Below are 20,577 nucleotides of genomic sequence, written 5' to 3'. Positions count from 1 at the left end.
GTCCCTCGTCGTATCTTGGAATATAAAGCTTGATTGTCCAATAGTTATAGTTAAGGCGGGATTGCTCCCGCCCATAAATTCAGTCTGTATGCTGGTGTTGGTGTCTTAATGCTTCAATATAACAAATACGTTTGTCTTCCGAAAACGAATAATACACTTTGTATTTATCGACCAAAATCCTGTACGTTCCCAGCCAAGATGGCTCATTTGCTGGAATAGCCTCCAATAACACAGCTATCTTTTGCTCAATCTTACGAACCAATTCAACTTGATAACGCTTCGTTTCTTCTTGGGTAAAATGGATGCTTTGGATTTGCTTTAAACTCTTCCTTGCCGAAAGTGTCCATTTTATGTTCATTATAACTGCCCTTTTTCAATTGCCTCTATGATGTCCTCAGTAGAATATACCTCGCCGTTAGCGATATCCTGTTTCGCTTGCATAATGAGAGCTTTCAGTTCCTCATCGCTCTCAATGTCCTCTTGGACAATATTTTTCAACGGTTTGACCAAATAATGTTTGCCTTCAATATCTACAATCGTATTCTCATTGTCGTCAATCCACGCCTTAAACAATTCTGCGTGATTGCCTTCAAGCTTTTTCAGCATTGTGGGAGTTCCCCCCTTGGAATGGTTCTTATTTCAATATTATATCACCCTGTATACAGTTTCGATACAGGCACGATATATTCCGTCTTATTCTTCATCATCTTATACAAGATATTGACCAGCTTTCGCATGATACAAACAATTGCCTGCCCTTTCGTCTTGCCTTCCGCCTGCTTCTTGTTATAATACTCCAGAAAGATCGGATTCCGCGGCTCTTGATGTCTTCTGGACAACGCCAATTGACGGCACGCCAGTTGAAAGAACAACTCATGCAAGGCGCGATTGCCCTGTCTCGTCTTCGCATGCTTAACTTTGCCCCCAGAACCGATATCAACAGGGGCTATTCCCGCGAACCGCGCAAGCTGATTGGCAGAAGCAAAGCGGTGAATATCGCCTATTTCAGCCACTAGATTTGCTGCACTGACTAAATCAATCCCCGTCATGCTTTCCAACTTGAAACCTAATTCCTTCATTAACGGCTTGATTTCGCTCTCTACCTGCGCGATTTCCTTCTTGTGGAATCGAATTTCCTTCACTAAACTTTTGACGATGAAATCACGCTTGTCCTGAAAATCATTCTCCTGCTGCCCATCGCTTTGAATCAGGGACATTATTTGTTCTGCTTTTTTCGTAGAACACGCGTAATTGCTCAATTTCCGCAAGAAATGGGTTAGCTCATCCAATTCAATGCTCTGCAAGTGCCTTGGCGAAGGGAAACGGTGAAAGAAGCCCAATGCCGTCTTGCCATCCAATTCGGAGAAAAATTTGCGGTATGTAGGGTAATGGTGCTGTAACTGAGAATGAAGCTTTTTGATGGAAAATGCCTGTCCCTTCATACTCGCATTCCGCCTAGATACCAATTGCTTGATCGCCCAGTAATGGTCAATTGGATTCGCAACAGGTAAACGATCCAAGTCCTCCATCAGCACTGTAGCGATACATTGCGCATCCCATGAATCCGACTTCTTAACCGTGTTTTGACTCTTACGCTTGGCACTCGAAAGCTTGCTGCTGACTTCCTTGACTATGTATTGCTTTTTCTTGAGGAATACGGTCAGCGTTCTTCCGTAGTTCGTTGTATCCTCCAGCCCAAATATGATCTTGGTAAACTCCGTTTTAGTTCGCTGTTTTTCGATGACCTTGAGCAATTTCGGAAAATCCGATGGCTTGTTTGCAAACGTAACCTCAAACAGCTTCTCACGGTAAAAGTTCATACCTACAGCGGTATGCTGATGCTTATGCGGGTCTATCCCCACATATAAATACTCAATTCGTTCTTTCATCCTATCCATCCTTTATATGTAAAATAATTGCATTTGAGTGATTGATAAAGGGCAGTTCGCAACTTCCGATTTCGAGCGTTAACCGTAGCGATTCGCAAAGATACAAGAGCAATACCACCCTTTAGCAATCACTCAACAAGGATTCTATTGTCAAAGAACAGGGTAGAAGGTTGGATTCGCAACTTGGAAACAAGCGTTCACCATGTTTCTTACATGATGCGCAATGATACTACAGCAATATGCCAACCCTCACAGGATTCTTTCAGCTACCTACTGGCTTTCATGTCACAAGCCAAAAAGGCTTTTTCCATTCGCAAATGAAGCAGTTCCAAACGCACATTGGCTTCAATCTGATGAATAGCAAGCAATACTTCTTCCATCAACAGTTTTTCAACATATTCTCCGTACTGAAAAATGTGGTCATACATCGCTAACGTACACATTTCAGCGGTTCTCAGTTGCTTGGAATAGGCATCTTCTTGCTGCACTAATTGACGATACTTTTCAATCAAAGCCTCCATCCTATGACCACCTTTCATATAATGGCTTGATGCTTGCCAACCGCTTGAACATTGGCATAACGGTACATGCCGCTATAGAAATCTTTGCGGTCAAGAATACGTTTGACTTGGACTTTGGTAAAAGAGTTCCCTTGCCGGGTAGTTAAGTTTTCAAGGTTCAGTTGACTTGCAATTTCCGACAAACTCCATGTCGGGTATAATTCCTTTAATTCAAATACACGTTGTACAACAGCGGCTTGTCTCTCGTCAATCTCAATGACTTTAGAACCTTTTTTTGCTGTGTAGCCAAATGTCGCCCTTCCTCCTGCATAACCGCCTTCCTTGGCTTTCTTGTTGCGGCCTTTGCCTAATTTCATTGCAATTTCTAAGCGTTGGTAGGCGTCTAACAATTCCATCAAGCCATTAATCAGGAAGTCGGAAGGGTCTTTCTTATAAATGCTGTAGGTTGGCTGCTCAATGGATTTTACATCGACGTTATGTTTCTTAAACTCCCGATGAACCAACACTTTAACAATATCGCTGCGCCATAGACGATTCGTGTTCAAAACGACTACAGCATGAACGGATTGAGTAGAAATGAGGGAAAGCATGTCTTGGAACCCCTGACGATCAACCTCCAAAGTATCCTCATCAACTTTTGCGCCGCTGATACCTTCATCACTAAATACATGTAGCAGGTTCCAGCCTTGTTGCTGGCAATAGGATTCAATTTCTTCTTGCTGATAAGATAAACTGTAACCATCCTTGGCTTGTCCTGATGTTGAGACTCGAATATAGCCGATGACATTCATTGAAATTGCCCTCCGTTACAGAAATTAGGATTTATGTAACCCTTAAAAGATATAAATCAATTATATATCCTTTAAGAGATATACACAATGTTTTTTTCTCTGTAACGTGATATATTTATGCTAAGATTTATACTGGAGGAAACAATAAATGAAAGTTAAAATTCGACTTAGAGAGATTTTAGCGGAGCGGGGCATGTCTCAACGCCAATTAGCTCTCTTAATGAATATAAGACCAAATACAATCAATCACCTATGCTCTGACAACGTTGATAGAGTTTATATTCGTACACTCGAACACATTTGCGAAGCGTTGAATATTAGCATTCATGAATTAATCGAAGAAGAAACCGAATCGTCCAATTCCTAACGTCGATAAATGTAAGCATCAGATACGGAGTATACAGCCATTTTCAAGCCTTCAATCGATGTAAATTACCCCCGACTATCAATTAGAAAATAAAATTATTATTTTAATGGTCATACAATCGCGGAAATCGTTTGTTTACTCGTGTTTACTATTGATTACAAACGTTTACTTATGTTTACTTGCAATTCATATGTATGTTCAAGATAGGTCGAAAAAACCTTTTAAACATTGGCTTTATGCTCATTTCAAACGAATTTGAAATCGCAATCGTATCGCTAACAAATCGGTATGTATAGATGACTTCTAACTCAATTTTGAATAGTCTATGTACAATGGTTTCAACTGAGTCTGGCTTGGGAATTGCATTTTCCCTGCCTGACTTTTTTTGCTTGCATATGTAGAAACCCGATAAATTTGTTTTAATTCGGTTTCACTGAACTGAGCATGAAGAACTTTGAACCCAAGTATACGTTCAATTTGATTAATTTGATGCGAGTGAGATTGCAGCCAGCTAATCGTGAGACCTTCTAAAGTTTCGGGCAATTTGATATGTTTCAGAGTCTGCTTCGTCGTATGCTGGAAAAATTCTTTGGTCAGCAGGTCTATAGCCCGTCTTTTCGATGAATATTCCTTCATCTCCTTATAACTTGGACTGATTTCCATTCGGAGCAATCCATGAGCTTGTTCTATAATTTCCCGCGGCGTTTTACGAACGATACATTCCTTTTGCTTGTTGTAGAATGTAACGCGTCTGCTTTCGTTTTTATGAGTTACAGTTTCCATATAGCCATCCATATGCGGCTTTATAAATGGAATTTGGATCATGCTAATTTGCTTCACATATTCAGATACTTGCTCATGGACTTGAAAATTCCAGCATACGTCAATTCGTGTTAAATACCAGTCCTCCGTTCTAACGTGAATGTCAAACAATTCGTGTAACCTTTGATGCAACCTTTGGAAGAAAAGGGGGATATCGCTTTCTTTCAGGAGGCGTACATTGTTACCGTAGAGAAACTTGGGGATGGAAATTTGAATTTTGAGCAGTTGAATATGTTCTTTGTATTCGATGTACGGCAGATATGTGTCATGAATGATGTATGTAGATTTATGTAGACCTGTATCATGATCGTAGTAAGTTATCGGTTTATTTTCGTATGTAAAGAGTAACTGACGGTCAATAGGGATATTCGTTTTCAAAGTTATGGTATCGAACAAAGGCATCCTCCAAGAGTTTGATAGATTCTAAAAAATGAGAGAAGATTCGGCATGTTATAAGAACTCTCAATACGCATCACCCCTTTCAATGTTTTTACTGTACTTGACGCGGGATACGTTATATCAACTCAATAAAATTAACTTATTTTATTTTTAAATTTAACATATTTTACGTTTAATCATAAAAGTAACCTTCGGCAAATTTCCCTAACATCTTCTCTTACTTTCCTCTTGCTGGTAAGTTTATCCTAACAAATTGTGCATGTACAAGTCAAGAAATTTTTTAACTTTTTTTATTTTATTGTTTTTGGAGAAGAATCAAATAGAGTACATCTCCTTCATCTTCTCTTCATTCAAAAATTCATGCCGGAGTCGGAATAGAGTTTGATTTTCTCCAGCTTTTCCAGCAATGCCGAATTGTTTCAAAATACGAGGATAGGCTTTTTTCGTAATCTCGCCTTCCTGTAAATAAAACTTGTGCAGCATAGCCAGCATGCCCGAATAAGCAATGTTTCGTGGGATGAAGTCCATCTCACCAATGTCTTCCGCAAGCATGGCAATTCTCCGATGAACCGTGTGCTTATCCGCTCGATCCATATTTTTAGTTTGCGTAATCGCGGGTCTTACAACATAATCGCTTTCAGTTAATTGCGCTGTAGGAGCCTTACTATTGACGGCTTTACCGTTTTTCTTTTCATAATAAGTTTCATGGAGTGCCTTGTCACATAAGCGGATACAACTTTCTGAAACGGTCACGATTCTAGGCTCGTTTCCAGCATCGTCGACTACATGTAACTGACTATTCTCCGTATCGATATCGTCCTTGGTAAGATTTAATATTTCGCTGTATTGTTTCCCGTATACACCGTTGAAAATCAGAGAGACAATGACCGCATCCTGTGCATTGACACATCGATTCATAATTGAAACAATTTCATCCTCAGTCCAAAGCGTTTTGTTACGTCGAAGGATAAATTGTTCTTTCCATTCTGTGGAAACTCCATCAATCGGATTGTTTTCTTTCCAGTATCCCATGGCAATTGACCACCGTATATACAAATCAATCCACCGGACATTGTTCTTAGACGAATGCTCGGTAGTTGGCATAAGCAGAGAGAAATAATGAATAAGCTGCTTCTCATTGAACGAGTATAAGTCCTGATTGAGTGTATATTCGATGGAAGCTGCTACCTTAAACAAACGATGTATGACTTTCTGACTACCTTCATTGTACTGGATCATGAATTTTCGTTTTATTTCTTCATTGAACATTCGATCTTCATAAATGACATTTGCCATGAACATCAACTCTTTTAACATATTTTATTTTTATAATACCATGTATCATCCTATTTGCAAAATATTCATCTGCATAGGTCAGTTCCTTAAATCCTGACGAGCAAAAACGAATCTCTGACATTGTGGAGTTAATTCGGTGGAGTTGATGAACAACGCAACGTAGGATTCAAAGAAGGAAAGTTGTGAGTTCAGTAGAAAATGCACATGTCTAGTTTTATTTTACTTTGCTGTGCCGTACTTTTCGTTGCTAGCGATGCCGCGGCAGACAAAAAGAAACCACCAAGCGGTGGTTAGTCGCAAGGCGGTTGAGATTATATTAATAAGTTGTCAGGTAATCGTCCATTTCTTTACCTTCGAGTGTACATAATTTAATGTAGTCCTTTTCTATACCAGTCAAAAATGTACTGTTCTGCTTTTTGTTGCTCGTCAGTAATACACACCAAAACTTACATACGTTAGATTAACATAAGCATTACAAATTTGAGAGGAGTAATATGGCTGCATATTGGGTATAGTTCGCTCGGTAACAAATAATCCAAATTCTTTTATATCCTCATTGTCCTGCTCGTATTTTATTACTGCCGCATCAGTGTCATCATTTCCTGCAATAAAATCGATTTGCAGCGATATTGTTTTCATAATTTCTTCATAAGCATAAATCAATTTGTCTATATCATCGTATATCTTTTCTCTCGAAAAGACCACGTCAAACAAATCAATATCTACCTCACGATATTTTCTGTCATCATAATAGTATTTATAAATTTCATATTTGTTGTTAAATTGGCTTAGAAGAATATCAGTAGCTTTAGAAATATCGCTATCTGACATTTCTTCTGTCGTCATCATGGATGTTACTAGTCTCATTTATCTAACCACTCCTGTCTCTATTAAGTATTTGAATTGCTCATCACTTAATTTAAACGCAGTATTAAATGTATTATCCGAATTGATAAAAGCCCATTGTTGAGTAGATGGATTGTAAACATGAGTACCTTGATTACCATAATAAGTGCCGCTTTTTTGAGTCCCAGTCTCAATTAAATTCTTTACATCATTTTTGAATAATTCAACACTTGCATTTTTACCATCAGGATAGTCACCAAAATCCGCTCTATGCTTTCCAAAAGCTTTATCTATTGACTTTTGATTGAAAACTACATCATCGGCATTTTGTATTATCTTATTAGCAGCATTACCCGCACCCTTGTTAACGATAGATGCCTCTTTACTAAAGAACTTCCCTTCTGTGCTCATCGAAAGGTAAACAGCCCCTTCACCGAGAGCTTGCCAATCCTTAGAATTAAGTTCATCATCGGTTAATGCATCATAGTTTTCTGGCCCTACAACGCCTTCTCTAACAAACATTTTCAGACCAATGACAAAATATTGCCAATTGGTGAGGTCTGCACTTCCACCTTCACCAGCTGATCCCTCGATCATATGTCCAGTAGGATCAACATGGGTCAACGGGTTATTATGCACATAGGTATAAAGGTTCAAACTCAGCGGGTTATTTATCTGCCCCTCGTTCGTATCTTGGTCAATAAATCGCTCTTTTTAAAGATGCCACGGCTGAAAGAAACCGCCAAGCAATAGTTGCAAGGCGGTTGATACTTGACTAAAACTTTGAGATATTATTTCGCTAACCAAACCAGAATTACTTTTTACCTTTTAATACATCAAGTACCTCGCCACAATATAGCGGCTTGGTAACAATTCCAACGGGTAAACCGAAAGTTGAAAAAAATTTCTCTCTCTTTTCAATAAACTTCTTTTTGCTTCTTAACAACTGCAACTCATTACTAAAATCTAAATTCTCATGCAATTTCATGTCTAAAACATTCAATTCAAGTCGCATTGCCATTTCCCTGCATAGTTCTATTGCTTTTTCAAATGTGCCCTCCGGGTTACAAACTGCAAACCTTACTGAAATCTCATCAACTTTTTCTGATTTTTCACCTGAATTAATTTGTATTTCAATAATGCTTGTTTCATCCCTGTAAGAATAATAACACTCCGAATCGTCAGTCGACCATTTATCTTTAGGGATATATACATTGACGTTCAGATTCGATTCAAGGACTGTGGTGACATTTGTAAATAATACGGAATCTTCACCAAAAGTCTCCCAACCGTCATCAGTAAGCTTAGCTGTATTCTTTTTGGGGTATAGTAAAAAGTTATAGGATTCTAGCCCCATTCTATCTGCCTCCTGCTTCATAAGTCTGTTCTACTAATTCATCAGGTGTTACTTTCCATGTGTTTTTCAATTCCTCTTCAGTAATATACTCGACTGGTACATTTTTAAGCCCAGCTTGCCTTGCGGCCGCCGCACGATGGTGTCCATCAACAATAATTGTCTTACCATCTACTACATACGCTTTGATTGGAGGACCATCCCAACCATTTTCTTGCATAGATTTAGTCAATTTTTTAATTTGGTTTTTACTCATTTCATCTCTAGTTTGACGTCCTACCAAATCAAATGGACTTATTATATCACACGCTCCGGTATTATGAACCCAAATTCCAAGGTCACTGACGAAGTAAGTGTGGAAATCAGCAACTGCCATGTTGTAAACCATAGCTCGCTTATGTTTCAGTTCGATACTCTCAATCTTGAGTGTATTTCCATCACTCTGAACAAGCAAGTCTCCGACCTTCAAGTCCTTGACAAACGTCCATCCCTTTCCATCTACATAGAATGGATGGTTGAAAGTTGATTCAATCACTTGATCGCCCACATGGATCTTGTAAATCTCATTCGTTTCGTGATTGAACGTAGCCGTAACCTCTTTGTATGCTACCTCTCCCGTCTCTTCATTCTTGGAAAGAACCTTATCTCCGATCTCAATGTCTTCGATATTTTTCTCCCCATCTTCTGTCTGGACTTTTGTCCCAGCTACAAAGCAATTGCAAGCTAGGTTTTTACTATATTTAATCGCGTCTTCGCTAATATCAACAGCCTTTTGGGCATACCTCTCACCATTTGAAAGTCTTATCCAAAGTTTACCACCTTGAAGTACCTTTCCATATGGAATGAACCCTGCACCCGCTAGAACCTTATCAGCCATTGAAGCATCTTCGTTAAGTAAAGTTTTAATATCACTAATAAATTCGTTACTTATAGCCATTTCAACTTCTCTTTGAAGAGCACAACTGCTATGATTCTGTGCACATGCCCAATAAGATGCGGGCATCGGCCAATGCCCGTTAGGATCAGTATGCGTCAATGGATTATTCTGAACATAAGTATACAAGTTGAGAGTTAAAGGGTTATCAATTTGCCCCTCATAGCTATCTTCACTCAGGAACCGTCCCATGCTCGGGTCATACCATCTCGCACGCAGATACTGTAACCCCGTCGAGCTATCCCACATTTCGCCACTATAACGGAATGGTTGTGGCACCGTTTCTTGCGTCGTTAGCGGATTGCCCCACATATCATACGTATACGAGTTCAGTGTATTTCCTGAGCTATCCGTGAGTCCCACAACGTCTCCGTGGCCATTTGACAGGTAATATTGTTTATTTCCATTTGCATCTGCGCGGGCAACTAGTCCATTGCCTCGAATGTATCTGGCCTTCAAAGTTGTTGCACCACCTGATACTATACCCTCGGCAATCATATTCGCGCCATCGTAATAATAACGTATTGTCTGCCCGTTTTCCGTGCGCTCGTACAGCAACCCATCTCCATTATAGCGGTAGGATACGTTTTTGCCACCGTCATTAGCAACTTGAGTCAGGCGGTTGCGGTCATCATACGTATAGCTCGCTCCATTTAGACCCATTGCACCACTGGATTGGAGGGTTTGACGGTTGCCGCGGGTATCATACGTATACTGCTCGTTAAACTGGGTGGACGTAGAAATTCGGTTCAATTTATCATATGTGAACGAGTTGGTTGTACCATTTTCTGTTTTGGTTTTCTGATTAAAGTTATCGTCATATTCATAACCAAACGCATTGACGACTGTCCCTCCTGATTTTTTTTCGGTCAAACTGGTCAAGTTAGCTCCGTCATAATCAAACGTTGAAGTTAGGTTATTGCCTTGCCAGATGGTAGACAACAAGTCATTCTTCTTGTACGTGTAGCTGGCATCCCAATTATTCTTTGCTGCGCCAACATCCGTTAGCCGGTTACGAACATCATAGCCATATGCCGTATTGTTGCCAAACGGATCGATCATTTGGGTTCGATTGCCCTGATCATCATATTGGTACGATGTTGTTTTTCCATCTGGATAGGTGAGCGTGTTCAAGCGCTTCGTTATAGGATAATAGTCATAATTTGTGATTCCTGTTCCATCTTGCATCGTCTTACGTCTGCCAGCAGCATCATAGCTGTATGAAATCGTTTCATTGCCAGAAACGCTGCTTGTCAAGAAGTTCCGATTATTATAGCCGTATGTCTGAGTTTGTCCCTTGCGATCCACGTACTTGCTCAAGTTGCTATTTGCATCGTAGTAGTATTTTTCAATTAGTCCCGCGGGATCGGTCTTCTTAAGGAGTCTGCCCAATTCGTCATACTGTTTTTGTAATTTGTTTCCATCTGCATATTGGATTTGAGTCAATTTATTCGCAAGGTTATACGAATAAGAAGTAGTCTGAGACAACGCATCCGTTACAGATGTTAATCGGCCTAACACATCGTACACGTAGGTTGTGGGATAATTTTTACCGTCCGTGCTTGTAAGTACATTACCAACATAGTCATATGTGTAATCTGCAAGCTTAGTCTCTTTTGTTTTCAACCATTCTTTCTTTATCAGGCGATTTAACAGATCATACGTTTCCTTGGTCTGGTTGCCCTCTGCATCCGTAGCCGTCTTGGTAAAGTTGATATCGTCGTAGGACACCTTCGCGGAAAAACCGTCAGGATAGTCCGTTTGTTTCGGTCGATCCCATGAATCATACTGGTAATTGGTGGTATGACCGAGAGCATCCTTGCTCCACATCATCCGTCCGTAGGAATCGTAGCCATAAGTCGTAAAGCCGCTCCCGCTGATTCCTTCGGAGATTTTCCAGCCAAGCGGGTTCCATTGTGTAATTGTTGTGAGTCCCGTCTGATCTGTTGACGTAATTTTGTTGTTCACATCGTCATACGCGAGTGTCACAGTGCTATTATCCAGGAATGTCGCTTTCGTCACTCGATCCAGAAGGTCATACTCATACTTCGTGACATATTGTTTGCCATCCGTATACTGAGTCAATCTACCCGTCGTCGTATCGTAGATCATGCCTTGCTCAATATTTGATTTATTCCCATCTACATCTGTCACTTGTACCGATTGTTTAGTCAAGAATGCTCCGTTATTCGGTAGGTTTAAATCATATGATTTTGCTGCAGACGTCGTGCTTCGATTGTCTGTAGCCGTCACTTTGGTTTGATTACCGAATTGATCGTAGTCATAATCGATTTTCAGAGCAATTGAACCATTCGGATCATCATTGTCTTTGACCGTAAGAGTTGTAACGCTGCCCTTGTCATTTCTTTGATAATTTGTATACTGGGTCAGGTTATTATTTAATTTCTTTATAACCTTGGTAAGATAAGATTCACCTGTTGCAAACTTTTGATATTGATAAGTTGTATCGATATTATTCGGATCAGTCTCTGATGTCAATTGTCCATAATTATTATATGTTCGCTTAACGATTCTTGGTATGGAAGATTGATTTTTCGTAATATCCGTATACCTCGAGTTGATTACGATCGGATCTGGTATATTATTAGGAACATCATACGTATAGTCAGTACTGTGCTGCAAATTATTTGCGGTTTCCGTCACATTTGTATTATAAAAGTAAACGGAATTCGATGTTGCAACACAAATGTGAACGTGTACAAAAGGGGTATCACAATCTGGTGTATAGGGTATTTTCTCGAAATCAGTAAAATGTTTTTGCACTTTACTGATCGACGTCTTTCCTCCAGTAGTAATAGTAGTGCTTATAATGGAATCATTTGGCATATTCGCATTACTGTATGAACCGCCTACGTCTCCGCTATACGTGTAATTGGTCAAATTGTAAGCATTGCCATCACCTACCTGATCCTGTCTAGATGAAATACGATATTCTTGAATATAAGCATACTTTCCAATCCATCTTGTAATCGGATTGCTTTCAAAAGTATAAATCGTCTTTGCCCCCGTCGTATAGCTTACTGAGCTTAACAAAGCATGCTTTAATCCTCCTTCACTATATCCATCAGATTTATCTGAAAAGGAAAATGAAGTCGTATTATTTGAAGGTAAATAAAAATATGAAGTAGTTATGCCTGCGGTATTCTGAACAGACGTTAGATAAGCGTTGTTTGTATTTAACCATGGTTGATCCGGAAAAATGTTATCCTGTCGGGTTAAATTATAAATAACCGTTTTGTTGCCTTGTGTTAGAGTAACTTTTGAATCAGAATACGTAATATTTATTGTATTGCCTATGGCATCTTGAATTTTATTTAGACCATTTGTATCATAAAAAAATTGAACAGTGTTATTATAATTATCGCCATACTGAAGAAGCTGCCCGGAAACACCGAAGTAGTAGGTTATTCCATCCGTTTTAGAAAATACTTTGAATTGTGATGTGTTGTTGCCGACTTTAATAGGGTTATGACTTGAACCACAATATAATGAAATATCTTGATAAGCATAATTCCTCAAATAACATCCATCATTTGTAAAAGACAGTTGTATGGTTTTTCCATTTGTCAAATGTAACGAATTATCGATGTAGGGTATGTCCCATTTCCACCCTACACCTATTTGATCTGGTGTTTTATTAACTAAGCTATGTATGTAATAAGCTGTCGGAGAAGGGTCGTATTTTGGAACCGTGAGTTCCGGCCTGGGCGCTATTCCCTTCACTGTTCTTGTGTAATTTCCATTCGAATCAGGTCCTGACAAACTTGAGTAGGATACTGCTTCATTTGGATGGTTGTTAATCCAATCCTTTGCTTTCGTAAAATCCCCTAAAGTCCCAAAACCTTTCCATTCGGTGTAATAATAAGGCCCAGATTTATTAATAACTACGCCACCATTGTTCAATGTCTCTGTTAACTGATAGGCGTTATATTGGATTTCATAACGGCCAAGATAGATCCTCTCTACTTCTCGCTTAAATAAATTTGATGCCTGGCTATCATAGACCCTTCTTAGTGCAAATGAAATACCATTTCGACCAGGCAGCGTCAAATCAGTTTCTTTTCGCGTCAATGCCCCTGATAAAGCAGATACTTGTTCTCCTGTATTGCCGATGTTGAAAGGAGATTGATCTGCTTTGAGATTAACATTATTAAGTGATGCATTATCATAAGAGGACATGGTATTTAGAACAGAAGCCGATACTTGAGAATCAAAGGAAAATAAGCTCTTGGGCGCTATTACTTTTAAAATTTCTTCGAGACTTCTTCCCGATTGTCTTTGAAAAGTCAACGCCTGTTCGATTTGTTCTAAAGAATAACCTTTAATCAAGTTTTCCTCAATTATAGAAACTTCGGTTTGGAACGTAATGCTAAGATAATTAATTCTTTGATTCAGATAAACCGAATCATAAACTGACTGAGTGCCGGTGCCACCATACACATGATCTGTTACCGAAGGAGAGCCGCCTGCAGCAGGTATGCCCAACACCCCAGAGGCATTGACAAGTCCGTGGCCATATTTCGTTGAATCGCCAAGAGGCTGCGCACTGTTATCCAAAGCTTGACGAATCTCTTGATTTCTGTATGTTGCATTGCGTCCTTTCATAAGCGCCGCGACACCCGCAACTTGCGGAACCGCCATCGATGTACCGCTCATTGTGATGTAATTGCTTCCTGATAGTGGCAAACCTTGAATATCTACACCCGGAGCAACCAGTTCTACTTCTGCCCCAGTATTAGAAAATGATGCGATTTGGTTATTGCTGTCTACAGCTCCCACACCGATTACAGAACTAAATTTTGCTGGATAAGAGACTTTATTTAACCCGTCATTTCCAGTTGCGGCAATTAGAAGAATGCCGTTGTTATAGGCCAGTTGCATAGCTTCCTCAAGTGCGATGGAATAGTCGGCTCCGGCAAAGCTCATCGCAACGATGTCCATGTGATTATCAATGGCCCATTCAATCCCTTGGATTACTTGGCTATATGTTCCGTTACCATTTGAATCCAAGACTTTCACATTATATAAGCTTACATGAGGAGCGACTCCCACAAATCCGCGATCATCTTTTAAAGCCGCTAAGATTCCAGCGACAAAAGTACCGTGACCATTGTTATCGTTTAATGAAGCGTCATTCAAAACAAAAGAAACGCCCCCTGCCACATTTAGCTCAGGTGATTGTGCATTAATGCCTGTGTCAAAAACAGCCACCTTCACACCGTCACCATAGATCGCCTGATTATGGACTTCAGGAACATGGATTTGGTATATGTTTTGCGTTACTGTATCGCCTGTTTTACTAACAATACTATCTTTTTCAATATAGGCTACATTCGGGTCCTTTTTTAACTCTGCAACTTCGCTAGTTGATAGCGTTGTAGAAATGTGAGAAGGAAGATGGTTAAATCTCTTCTCTTTTTTTTCAGACTGCAAGCTTCGCTTGGTTCTTTTGCCAAGAGCCTGTTTCCCTTTTTCCGCATCTTTGAACTTGACGATATAAGCTCCATCAGGGAAACTATTGCTTGATTCTTGAGCCGCGGCATCTTGTGCCATTGCAAATGTAGGTAAGACCAGTGTTAATAATAGGATGATACTTAGCAAGAGCGGCAGAAATCTTTTTTTCATGATGACCTCCAGATTCTATTGAATTGCAAGGAAAACACTGATAGCTCCGTTGTAATACGATTATTGCATCATTTCCAATTCTCCAATGCTTGTCCACCAGTGACCGTTATTATCGCTGATGTTTATTCTGTACTTACTAAACATTCCCGGATTTTTCACAGTAAAAGTTTTTGCTTCGCTAAGATGCCATCCGGTTATATCTGTTTCAGTTGACAACACACGCCATTCCGTTCCGTTGAATCCTTCGAAGGTCCAGGTTTTTGGAGCAGATGCTAATGTTGATTCATCATATCTTGGAGTGATTTTGTAAGATCGCACCAGTGTGGGCAGAGGGAACTGATAAGCCAACCAACCTTGAACTGTGCCGTTTGTGATCCAGCTTTGTTCAGAATTCAAGTGATCAAACGCCTTGTAAGCTGCATAACCTTCACCAAACTCGCTTTCGGCACTAGCCGTACCATTTGTACTCACATTACTGGTCATAGCAGGAATAATGTTGTACTCTCTCGTGCCGCCATCTCCCTCCATCATCTCAACCTCGCCAACGCTCGTGTACCAATGTCCATTGTTTCCCGTTATATTAATTCGGTATTCTTTATAGCTTCCGCTTGAGTTAACATTAAACATTTTAAACTCTCTGATTTTCCAATCCGTTACATTCGTTTCGCTAGACAAAATGTTCCACTTGCTTCCATCGAATCCTTCAAAAGTCCAAGATTTGGGTGAAGCGGCTATAGCGCTGATTTCATTTCGAGGAAGTATTTTATACGAAATGACATGTCTTGGAGTCGGAAACTTAAATGAAAGCCAGCCCTCAACTACACCATTCGTAATCCATGCCTGCTCAAGGTCAAGATGATCGAATGCCTTGTAAGGAGCATAATTAGAACCGAAGCTGCTGCTAGCACTGGCAGTACCGTCAGGAGAAACATCTTGAAACATGATAGGAATAATGTTCTGGTCTCCCCATAAATTAAACACCTTGTTATTGACCCTTTTCGCCAGATTTCCGTTTTCATCATATAAGTATGAAATCCGATATTTTTGATCGTCCTGAAAAAAGGTATACCATTGCAACTTGTTGGATATATCGTACTTATACTGGGCTCTGTCCAACAAATAATCGAATTCGACAGAATTACTGGCTTTTCCGGCTTTGACTGCAATGGCTTTAATTCTTGTATCCTTGGTTATACTTATGGGTGAGCCATCGTATACTTGCCCAGAAGATAGAGCAGGCTCTCGGCCATCCAATGTGTAAATGATAGAGTCCGCACCAACTGAGCTTAATTGTACTTGTTCATTATTTTTACGCAGACCGGGAGGTACGCTGCTTTCGATAATTACAGGTTGCCTCCAACCACGCTGTTTCACTTGAGGATAGGCCCACACATACACCTGTGCAAACCTCATATTAATACCGTCATTTATAGCTTGATCGATATTTTTCCATATGGAATCATTATTTGTAGAATCCGCTCCCGATAAATAATGAATTTTGCTGGCAGGGTAGTTCAGTTTGCGCTGAGCTACTGTTAGGGCTTGTCTATGTTTCTCCATATTGTTGGCAATTAAATAATCGTAATCTTCGATCATAAAAAAGTCTAAGTTTGGCGATTTCCATTGCTCCACAGGAAAGTTGACTTTGCTCATCATACTAGGTGCCAACTCCTTGTCAACTACCGTAGGGATAAATAGCAGTACCGTAAATTGGCCTGTTGGATGGACGCTTTTCAACGTGTCACGAAGCATAAGCGAAAATTTCCCATTCTGCTCGCCTAACCATTTCAGCAATTCTTCATGACCGATCGTCGAGTCATATGCCGATTTAAATTCATGCATCGGTTTTCCAAATTGTTGCTGATACAAAGCTCTCGTTGATTGGTCATAAAATGTAGGGGGACTGCCTGGCAGACTATCCATATACCACCACCAAGGTTCTCCAAATTGAATAATAGGAGTCTGGTTGTTGTCCTTTTGTATTTTAGCTAACCCCAATATGTATTGCTTGTAGTAAGATTGAACTTCCTGATTGGTGAAGCTTAGAAGTTTAGGAGTCGGGGACCATAACGTCTCTGCCCCAATTCCATCCCAAGTTCTTTGCCACCAAGAGGGGGGCGCATCAACGTTTTCCATTGAAATTGAAGCGATTACTTTAGTATTACGCACCGATAATTGCTTCACATAGCTCGTGTACCAACTCTCAAATGCTTGATTGAACGGATGCTCCTTAATAATCTCCATTCCATTTTGGCCGTTGTAACGCTTATCGTAGTAGTGAGATGCGCCTACATAAAAATCGACTATATCGCCAAAGCCTAGTCTACTGTAGTCACTCACAAGTCGTTCAGGGGTTAAATTGTATGAATCATCGTACCCCTCGCTAATTCTTACTTTGCCGACAGGCGCCACTGCTTTCTCATTCATCAGAAATGTATTTCCATATACGTTCCAGTTAGAAAACTCAATCTTAAATGGTTTGGAATCTGCAAAATAATTCACATTTGTTTCATTATAGTTATATTCTTTCGGGACAAATGCCCATTCCAATCGCTTAATATCAGTAACCGGAACTTTGACCCATTCTGGATTCGGTGCCCATGCACTCTCGGAACTACTTATCTCATTTTGAACGAAAGGAACCCATCCGGAATAGAGATTGTTAAAATCGATTCTTATTTTCCCGGTTGTACCATTCGCATTTCCCTTCTGTCTTCCAATTGGGAATACATAATCTGTACCTATATCCTCACTTACAGCAGCTTCCCAGTTTTCTTGCGGGCGATCTACCACATAATTCCACAGTCGAACATAATATGCTTTATCATCGGTAGTTACAATGGTCAGCGTTGGTGATGGGGTGCCGTCCATGGGAACCGCATCGCCACTGATTTTGTAATTGTACTCAAGCACAACATTGGAAAAATCATGATTCGTCGGGTACTTTAAATCAGGGTGGCTGTGGACATCCTCCGTTTCCCAATACATGACGTCAAAATCCTTGCTTGTCCGAAAATTTCCGGTGGTCATAAAGTTATGCTCATCGTTAGTTACAGTTGCTGACATCATATCGAAATTAGAGTTATTTATAAGATACTTTGGCTTAAGCTTATAAGCTTGTTCTTCCCCAGCAGCGAAAGATTGATTATTGCAAAAAACGAAAAACATTACTACAATACCAATTGCAGCAATCCACTTCACTCTCATTTTGTCCCCCCTGTGATGATTTCAGCTTGTTTGTGCATTACTTCTTTCGAATAAATTTGATAAACTCTCGCATATTCTTGTTTGGCCTCTTTAAGACCAGGATTTTCTCCGAAAAATTTGGTTGCAAGTTCAAATGCTGCCTCATATTGCTGTTTCTCTATGGCAGCATTAATTTCTTGTTTCAAGTTGTCGATATTCGACTTCTTGTCATTACTCTTTGGATTATTTCCATTGTTCGAATCCCCGCTGTCGGATGATTTGATATTCGACCTGTTGGACTTCGTTGATTTAAAGGAATTGTTTTTGTCTTTAACACTCTCCCACTTCGACATGATTTCAGCATATGTTTTGTTGGTTTCTTGAAGGCTTGCTTCGTTTTCTTTATGTTTAGAACTGTTCATTGACTGTAAAGGCTGCATTCCTTTAGAAACTGCATGGGTAGAGTTTTCTTCTGTAATTTCATCGCCTGACAAACTTTGTTGAGGTTTCAGCTCTTTGTCATTTCCTGCGTAAACGATCGTGTCATAGACTAACCAAGAAAGCATCATAACTAGCATTGCTGATACAATTAATCTGATTTTTCTTTTCATTGAAATCTGCTCCATTCTTTTAAAAAATCTGCCATTTCATAATAAGTTACTTTATTAATAGATTCGTGAAACGTTATGGTTCGTACAAATAGTATCTCTCCCTCCGCTACTAGATAGCCTCTCAATATTCGCCACCCAACACTAGAGGCAATTTCGCACAAATTCTAGATTACTCTATTTTCCCATATGTTACTTTAGCAAAATTTGTCGAAATATAAGAACATTTGTCGAATATTTCAAAAAAACAAAAAAGACGCCCCGAAAATGGCGCCTCTTGAGTAATTTATACGTCACTTCCCCCCTTTCCCTTTGTATGATGACGGCGATTCGCCGACGTATTTTTTAAATTTGCTGTGGAAATAATCGGCGTTGGCGTAGCCGACGCGCAGGGCGACCTGGTGGACTTTGAGTCCTTCGCCGAGCAGTTCGATCGCTTTTTGGATGCGGACTTGATCGAGGTAGGTGTGGAAGTGGGCGCCGGTGTAGTTTTTGAAAATTTTGCCCAGGTAGCCGCTGGTGTAATTAAACAGCTCGGCCAAGGTGTCGAGCTTCAAGTTTTCGTAGTAGTGCCGTTCGACGAAGTCGATGATTTGCTTCAGGACGGGCTCGTTGCCCGATGAGTTGATTCGGACCGTCAATTCAAGCAGCTGCTGCTTGACCCGCTTCATCAAAGCTTCAAGATTCGGCTGCTCGTAGATGTCGGCGATGAGGGGCATGAATTCCCGAACATTCGTGTACGTCTTGTCATGCATGCCCGCCAGCTTGTTCAATACGATGGAAATCAGCTGCGCATAGTTGGTCTTGATGCTGTGCTCGCTGCAGTCAAATGCGGCGATTTCGGCACCCGCCCTTTGGACCCACTGGTCCAGGCAATCTTTTTTGCCCATGTCGATGGCGTAGTACAGCTTTTCTCCGAGCGCTTGAAGGTCGAGGCTTTCCGTAGTCCGTGCAGTCTCGCCTGCACGGCTCTGGTCGATCAGCTCATTTCCGAACAGGAAATGCCGCTTCAGCAACTGCGCCGCCGCTTGAAAGGACGCGCGGATGTGCACGAGCTGCTTAACCGGGTCTCCTATCGCCGCATAGAATGGAGTTTCTGTCAAGCCGCTTCGAAGCTCCTCGTATAAGCTGAGCCTTGTTCGTTCGTCCGCAACCGGATCAAAGAGGAGGACGCCGTGATAGGCGTTGGCATGAAAAACAAAGCCTCGCCCCTGCTCTTCAAAAAGGGCAGACAGTGCCCGTCTCACGGACGCATGAGCGCGCGAATCCGCCCCCAGCGTCTGCGGAGGCTGCAGCAGCAGCACCTGGTAAGCGCCGGTCGGCGAAGCGATGAGCCGCTCGATCTCCGAAGGCGGGCGGCTCCTTCGGGCCGCATGGCTCCGGCCCTCGCCGGGCCCCGCTCCTTCGCCGCCGCTCAGGCCCTCGCCCAGCCCCGCTCCTTCGCCGCCGCTCTCATCGCCCAGCAGCATCGCGCGAATCCATTCCTCGCGCCGATTCTCTGGGCGGTCGGCCTGCAGAAGCTCGCTCAGCTCTCTCTGCTTGTTCAACTGCAGGCGGATTCGCACCAGCGCCGCCATAACCTCTTCTTCGTCGACCGGCTTCAGCACGTAGCCGTCGACTTGGCCGACAATCGCCCGTTTGGCGTATTCAAAATCGGCGTAGCCGCTCAAGATCAGAAAACGGCATTTGGAATCGGTTTTGCGGATTTCCTCGATCACCTGCAGCCCGTCCATGACCGGCATGCGAATGTCTATGATCATCAAATCCGGCGCCAGCTTCGCGTATTGAACCAAAGCCTCCCTGCCGTTCATCGCGTCGCCGACAACTTGAAAACCGCAGCGTTCCCAGTCGATCAGCGTTTGCAATCCCCCGCGAATGGCGGGTTCATCGTCCACAATCAATACTTTATACATGGCTT

Annotated in this window: 15 protein-coding genes and 1 pseudogene; 1 reads left to right on the top strand and 15 read right to left on the bottom strand. The window is 41.1% G+C overall.

Annotated features, from left to right (window positions below; all coding sequences use genetic code 11):
• Positions 1 to 79: 79 nt before the first annotated feature.
• From AC6RNO_RS25850 to AC6RNO_RS25830, 5 genes are all read right to left on the bottom strand, one after another.
• Positions 80 to 358: a type II toxin-antitoxin system RelE/ParE family toxin gene (locus tag AC6RNO_RS25850; protein ID WP_497107243.1), complete on the bottom strand. Its 279-nt coding sequence runs from the start codon at positions 356 to 358 to the stop codon at positions 80 to 82.
• Positions 358 to 606, bottom strand: coding sequence for a hypothetical protein (locus AC6RNO_RS25845; protein WP_474686393.1), 249 nt, complete (start codon positions 604 to 606; stop codon positions 358 to 360). The genes AC6RNO_RS25850 and AC6RNO_RS25845 overlap by 1 nt, the downstream gene beginning before the upstream one ends.
• A 44-nt stretch (positions 607 to 650) precedes the next feature.
• Positions 651 to 1,889, bottom strand: a complete 1,239-nt coding sequence (locus tag AC6RNO_RS25840) for an IS110 family RNA-guided transposase (RefSeq protein ID WP_497107242.1) — start codon at positions 1,887 to 1,889, stop codon at positions 651 to 653.
• 266 nt (positions 1,890 to 2,155) lie between these two features.
• Complete coding sequence (locus tag AC6RNO_RS25835) at positions 2,156 to 2,410, bottom strand: hypothetical protein (protein WP_497107241.1); 255 nt, start codon at positions 2,408 to 2,410, stop codon at positions 2,156 to 2,158.
• Positions 2,411 to 2,424: 14 nt separating this feature from the next.
• The gene (locus AC6RNO_RS25830) at positions 2,425 to 3,201 is read right to left on the bottom strand and encodes a recombinase family protein (RefSeq protein ID WP_497107240.1); all 777 of its coding nucleotides are present in this window, start codon (positions 3,199 to 3,201) and stop codon (positions 2,425 to 2,427) included.
• Positions 3,202 to 3,349: 148 nt separating this feature from the next.
• Here AC6RNO_RS25830 and AC6RNO_RS25825 point away from each other — a divergent pair, with 148 nt between their 5' ends.
• The gene (locus tag AC6RNO_RS25825; protein WP_474683025.1) at positions 3,350 to 3,568 is read left to right on the top strand and encodes a helix-turn-helix domain-containing protein; all 219 of its coding nucleotides are present in this window, start codon (positions 3,350 to 3,352) and stop codon (positions 3,566 to 3,568) included.
• A gap of 303 nt (positions 3,569 to 3,871) precedes the next feature.
• Here the strand turns inward: AC6RNO_RS25825 and AC6RNO_RS25820 are convergent, their stop codons facing one another.
• The 10 genes and pseudogenes from AC6RNO_RS25820 to AC6RNO_RS25775 all read right to left on the bottom strand — a co-directional run bounded on the left by AC6RNO_RS25820 (position 3,872) and on the right by AC6RNO_RS25775 (position 20,572).
• Positions 3,872 to 4,786, bottom strand: coding sequence for a hypothetical protein (locus AC6RNO_RS25820; RefSeq protein ID WP_497107239.1), 915 nt, complete (start codon positions 4,784 to 4,786; stop codon positions 3,872 to 3,874).
• 318 nt (positions 4,787 to 5,104) lie between these two features.
• Complete coding sequence (locus AC6RNO_RS25815) at positions 5,105 to 6,085, bottom strand: phage lytic cycle repressor MrpR family protein (protein WP_497107238.1); 981 nt, start codon at positions 6,083 to 6,085, stop codon at positions 5,105 to 5,107.
• Positions 6,086 to 6,511: 426 nt separating this feature from the next.
• A complete protein-coding gene (locus AC6RNO_RS25810; RefSeq protein ID WP_488435617.1) occupies positions 6,512 to 6,952 on the bottom strand; it encodes a hypothetical protein in 441 nt (146 codons plus the stop codon).
• Complete coding sequence (locus tag AC6RNO_RS25805; RefSeq protein WP_497107268.1) at positions 6,953 to 7,342, bottom strand: colicin D domain-containing protein; 390 nt, start codon at positions 7,340 to 7,342, stop codon at positions 6,953 to 6,955.
• A 174-nt stretch (positions 7,343 to 7,516) separates the two neighbouring features.
• Positions 7,517 to 7,639: pseudogene (locus AC6RNO_RS25800) on the bottom strand (RHS repeat-associated core domain-containing protein); the annotation flags it as partial.
• 106 nt (positions 7,640 to 7,745) lie between these two features.
• Positions 7,746 to 8,288 carry a hypothetical protein gene (locus AC6RNO_RS25795; protein ID WP_497107237.1) on the bottom strand — a complete coding sequence of 181 codons (543 nt, stop codon included), beginning with the start codon at positions 8,286 to 8,288 and terminating at the stop codon, positions 7,746 to 7,748.
• Position 8,289: 1 nt separating this feature from the next.
• Positions 8,290 to 14,865: a S8 family serine peptidase gene (locus AC6RNO_RS25790; RefSeq protein WP_497107236.1), complete on the bottom strand. Its 6,576-nt coding sequence runs from the start codon at positions 14,863 to 14,865 to the stop codon at positions 8,290 to 8,292.
• A 60-nt stretch (positions 14,866 to 14,925) separates the two neighbouring features.
• Positions 14,926 to 18,072, bottom strand: coding sequence for a non-contractile tail sheath protein (locus tag AC6RNO_RS25785; RefSeq protein WP_497107235.1), 3,147 nt, complete (start codon positions 18,070 to 18,072; stop codon positions 14,926 to 14,928).
• Entirely contained in the window at positions 18,069 to 18,662 is a 594-nt protein-coding gene (locus AC6RNO_RS25780; protein ID WP_497107234.1) for a hypothetical protein, read from the bottom strand. Before AC6RNO_RS25780 ends, AC6RNO_RS25785 begins: the two co-directional genes overlap by 4 nt.
• Positions 18,663 to 18,952: 290 nt before the next feature.
• Positions 18,953 to 20,572, bottom strand: a complete 1,620-nt coding sequence (locus tag AC6RNO_RS25775; protein ID WP_497107233.1) for a response regulator — start codon at positions 20,570 to 20,572, stop codon at positions 18,953 to 18,955.
• Positions 20,573 to 20,577: the final 5 nt, after the last annotated feature.

The organism is Paenibacillus sp. sgz302190 (assembly GCF_059820445.1).
This window is presented reverse-complemented; position numbering and strand designations above follow the sequence as displayed.

What these genes read in the sequence shown, in the direction of transcription:
- AC6RNO_RS25785 (WP_497107235.1), bottom strand. Translation starts at nt 18,072, where the DNA reads ATGAGAGTGAAGTGGATTGCTGCAATTGGTATTGTAGTAATGTTTTTC.
- AC6RNO_RS25835 (WP_497107241.1), bottom strand. Translation starts at nt 2,410, where the DNA reads ATGGAGGCTTTGATTGAAAAGTATCGTCAATTAGTGCAGCAAGAAGAT.
- AC6RNO_RS25850 (WP_497107243.1), bottom strand. Translation starts at nt 358, where the DNA reads ATGAACATAAAATGGACACTTTCGGCAAGGAAGAGTTTAAAGCAAATC.
- AC6RNO_RS25825 (WP_474683025.1), top strand. Translation starts at nt 3,350, where the DNA reads ATGAAAGTTAAAATTCGACTTAGAGAGATTTTAGCGGAGCGGGGCATG.
- AC6RNO_RS25775 (WP_497107233.1), bottom strand. Translation starts at nt 20,572, where the DNA reads ATGTATAAAGTATTGATTGTGGACGATGAACCCGCCATTCGCGGGGGA.
- AC6RNO_RS25795 (WP_497107237.1), bottom strand. Translation starts at nt 8,288, where the DNA reads ATGGGGCTAGAATCCTATAACTTTTTACTATACCCCAAAAAGAATACA.
- AC6RNO_RS25845 (WP_474686393.1), bottom strand. Translation starts at nt 606, where the DNA reads ATGCTGAAAAAGCTTGAAGGCAATCACGCAGAATTGTTTAAGGCGTGG.
- AC6RNO_RS25810 (WP_488435617.1), bottom strand. Translation starts at nt 6,952, where the DNA reads ATGAGACTAGTAACATCCATGATGACGACAGAAGAAATGTCAGATAGC.
- AC6RNO_RS25830 (WP_497107240.1), bottom strand. Translation starts at nt 3,201, where the DNA reads ATGAATGTCATCGGCTATATTCGAGTCTCAACATCAGGACAAGCCAAG.
- AC6RNO_RS25840 (WP_497107242.1), bottom strand. Translation starts at nt 1,889, where the DNA reads ATGAAAGAACGAATTGAGTATTTATATGTGGGGATAGACCCGCATAAG.
- AC6RNO_RS25815 (WP_497107238.1), bottom strand. Translation starts at nt 6,085, where the DNA reads ATGGCAAATGTCATTTATGAAGATCGAATGTTCAATGAAGAAATAAAA.
- AC6RNO_RS25790 (WP_497107236.1), bottom strand. Translation starts at nt 14,865, where the DNA reads ATGAAAAAAAGATTTCTGCCGCTCTTGCTAAGTATCATCCTATTATTA.
- AC6RNO_RS25805 (WP_497107268.1), bottom strand. Translation starts at nt 7,342, where the DNA reads ATGAGCACAGAAGGGAAGTTCTTTAGTAAAGAGGCATCTATCGTTAAC.
- AC6RNO_RS25780 (WP_497107234.1), bottom strand. Translation starts at nt 18,662, where the DNA reads ATGAAAAGAAAAATCAGATTAATTGTATCAGCAATGCTAGTTATGATG.